This window comes from Methylosinus sp. R-45379 (assembly GCF_001644125.1).
Lineage (GTDB): Bacteria > Pseudomonadota > Alphaproteobacteria > Rhizobiales > Beijerinckiaceae > Methylosinus.
Genome location: NZ_LUUM01000171.1, coordinates 1 through 3,129 on the forward strand (window position 1 = coordinate 1; position 3,129 = coordinate 3,129).

A 3,129-nucleotide genomic window follows, 5' to 3' on the forward strand; every position below is an offset into this window, starting at 1 on the left:
GGCAATGCCGCCGAAGTAAATGCGGCGAAATTGCTCAGGAACACTCAGGTCGCCGCAGCGATTGAACTCGCCATGTCCGAGAGATCGCTTCGAACCGAGATAACAGCAGACCGTGTGTTGAAAGAGCTATCGTGCCTCGCGTTCTTCGACATCGGCGAAGCATTCAACGAAGACGGCAGTTTGAAGCAGCTATACGAAATGCGTGAAGACGTGCGGCGCGCGATTGCTGGCTTCGAAGTGACCGAAATCCGCAATGAAGACGGCGTTGTGATCGGCAACACGAAGAAGGTCAAGTTCGTAAACAAAATCGAAGCCATCGAAAAAGTCATGCGGCATTTGGGCATGTTCGAAGACAGGCTTCGAGTGAAATTCGACAATCCGCTCGCGATACTGATTCAGCAAGTGCAAGGGCGGACATTCGTCCCCGTCGTAATCCAAGGAGGCAAAGATGAAATCGCATAATCTGAAAAATTGGACGTTGCATGGCGAAGTGCCGCCGACGTCACTTCTCGCGGACACATTTCCGAGGAGCGGACTCCATTTTCTCATAGGCGAAAAAGGAGACGTGAATGGCACTGTCATCGCCGATCTTGCAACGGCTCTGGCCAGCGATGTGACGACATGCGGACTCGGGCCTGTCGGCGAGAATGGCATGCGCGCCTCTCTCTGGCTGGTTCGGCCGCGACACAGGAGCGCGCTGCGGCCTCTCTCGCCTTATCATGGCTTCCGCGCTTGTCAGAGCGCCCGGCCAGGGCAATCTTCTCGTCGAGAAGTCCGAGCGAACTCTGCGTTCACCGCCCTCATAACAATCACACTCGCGGCGGTTGGCCCGATCTGGCTCGCAACGCCTCGTAAAGCTCCGCCGGTCCGAGCAGCACGTCTTTGAGCCCCTCGCGAACCCGCTCGCTCTCCAACGCCTGCTTGCTCATCGTCGTATGCGCGGCGAGAGTGTCCATGATCGCGTTCATGAGTTCAGTCGAGAGCGTCGGCGAGTTGGCGAACTGCGCCTTCGTGTTGTTCGCTGCCTGCGTAACCAACTCCTCGCACTCCAGCAGCTTTCCTTTGAGGACGTTGTTCACATAGACGAGTTGATCGCCGTCGGTCAGTTCGCCGTCGAACAGGCCATTCACCCGCTCAATGATCTCCGCCAGCCGCGCCTTTTCTTTGTCGTTGATCGCGCCCGAGCCCGCTTCGGTCAGCGGAACGAGCTTCGGCGCGTCGCCACTTCCCAAGGCCAAAGGCAGCTTGCCCTGAGACCTCAAGCTGTGATGCGTCAGCTTGACCTGACTGAGGTCTATGCCCTCGCGCTCACGCCCGAACTCCAGCAATGGCGCGAGACGCCGATAGAAAATGAACCGCTTCTCTATGCCCGTGTTGCCGTAGTCGAACATCTGCGACAGAAAGCTATACATCCGCTGGAACGCGCCCATGTCGTTCTTGAAGAGAAGCAGCGCGTCGATTTCGTCTTTGGCTTGTCTCGCGCCGACGTCATCGCTCCGCTCACGGGCTTCGATCAAATGTTCGCGCGCCGACTTGAAACGCTTCAGCAATCGGTCGGCGACGGGGCTGATCGCGGCCACGAGATCGCCTTGCCGGGACTTCGGGTTCACCTCGACGGCTGCGACGCGCTCGACCTCGAAATCGTCGTAATAGCCGGTCGCGTCGAGCTTCGCCCGTAGATCGAAAACGAGGTTCGGATCGGTCACGGCCTGGAGTTCGGCCGTCTTGAAATAGGTCTTGAACGCTTTCAGAATGTCTTCGGCGCTGTTCATGAAGTCGAGAACATAGGTCGTGTCCTTACCTTCTCGCGCTCGATTGAGCCGCGAAAGCGTCTGCACGGCCTGAATGCCCGCCAGCCGCCGGTCGACATACATGCCGCAGAGCAAAGGCTGGTCAAACCCCGTCTGGAATTTATTGGCGACGAGCAGAAGCTGATAATCTGGCCCCTTGAACGCCTCGGCGATGTCTCGCCCCGACAGCGAAGGGTTCAGCTCCTTGCTGTTCTCCGTGAACGGGTCGGGACCAGTCTCGCGATCGTTGACCTCGCCCGAGAATGCGACCAGCGCCCCGATCTTGTAACCCTGCGACTTAATGTATTTCGTGATGGCGATCTGCCAGCGCACGGCCTCCTTGCGGCTGGCCAGGACGACCATCGCCTTCGCCTTGCCGTCGAGAAGCGGCGCGACATTCTCACGAAAATGCTCGACGACGATCTGGACCTTCTGGCTGATATTGTAAGGATGCAGCCGCACCCAACTCATGATGCCCTTCATCGCGGCGTCGCGTTCGACCTGCGTGTCGTCCCACTCCCTGCCGCCGCTGGCGAGGCGGAACGCGAGACGATAGGGCGTGTAGATTTTCAGCACGTCGAGGATGAAGCCTTCCTCGATCGCCTGCCGCATCGAATAGATGTGGAAGGGCTGCGGAAGATTGCCTGGCCCGGCAGGCTCGCGCGGCCTCGGACGGCGGCCGAACAGCTCCAGCGTCTTGGTCTTCGGCGTCGCGGTGAAGGCGACATAAGTGATTCCGCTTTCGCTGGCGCGGGCAGTCATCTGCGCGGCGAGCACATCCTCGGCGCTCAACTCGCCACCGTCCTCCAATGCCGCGATCTCTTCGGACGACAGCACCTGCTTGAGCTTCGCCGCCGTCTCGCCGGTCTGGGAGGAGTGCGCTTCGTCGGCGATGACGGCGAATCTCTTGCCCTGCGTCGCGGCCTGCTCGCGCACCGCCTCCAGCGCGAAAGGAAAGGTCTGGATCGTGCAGCAGATGATCTTCTTGCCCTGTGCCAGCGCGTCGGCGAGCTGGCCGCTCTTGCTCGCGCCCTCGCTCTTGATCGTCGCCACCACACCCTTGGTGCGCTCGAAATCCGCCAGCGCCTCTTGCAACTGCCCGTCGATCACATTGCGGTCGGAGACGACGATGACGGTCGAGAATAGCTTCTCGTTCGCAGCGTCATGCAGGTCGGCAAGGAAATGGGCGGACCATGCGATGGAATTGGTTTTGCCCGAGCCTGCCGAATGCTGGATCAGATATTTGCCGCCTGCGCCTTCGGTCAGGACCGCTTGCACGAGCCGCCGCGTGGCGTCGAGCTGGTGATAGCGCGGGAAGACGATCGACCTGATCTGCTTC

General features: G+C 59.9%; 2 protein-coding genes. One reads left to right on the forward strand and one right to left on the reverse strand.

The genetic code is table 11. From position 1 onward, the window contains the following. On the forward strand, positions 1-462 hold a 462-nt coding region (locus A1351_RS07980), incomplete at its 5' end, for a terminase small subunit (RefSeq protein ID WP_198162290.1). Between the two features lie 347 nt (positions 463-809). Here A1351_RS07980 and A1351_RS07985 read toward each other — a convergent pair. Then, positions 810-3,129: type I restriction endonuclease subunit R (locus tag A1351_RS07985; protein ID WP_064032714.1), on the reverse strand; the 2,320-nt coding region annotated here is incomplete at its 5' end.